General features: G+C 56.2%; 2 tRNA genes. Both read right to left on the reverse strand.

Going from position 1 to position 219, the window contains the following annotated elements:
* Window positions 1-2: 2 nt before the first annotated feature.
* Window positions 3-75, reverse strand: a tRNA-Val gene (locus OGV75_RS00060).
* A gap of 46 nt (window positions 76-121) precedes the next feature.
* Window positions 122-197 (reverse strand) — tRNA-Val (locus OGV75_RS00065).
* Window positions 198-219 lie beyond the last annotated feature (22 nt).

Raw genomic sequence — 219 nt, forward strand, 5'->3', positions numbered from 1 at the left:
GGTGGGTGATGACGGGATCGAACCGCCGACCCCCTCCTTGTAAGGGAGGTGCTCTCCCAGCTGAGCTAATCACCCACTTCTCAATTTCTTGTTTTACACGGCGGAGACTACATAAAGTAGTTGGTGGGTGATGACGGGTTCGAACCGCCGACCCCCTCCTTGTAAGGGAGGTGCTCTCCCAGCTGAGCTAATCACCCCCGCTGTGTGGAGTCGCATTAT

Source organism: Citrobacter sp. Cb028 (assembly GCF_030336705.1).
In the GTDB taxonomy this organism is placed as follows: Bacteria; Pseudomonadota; Gammaproteobacteria; order Enterobacterales; family Enterobacteriaceae; genus Citrobacter; species Citrobacter braakii.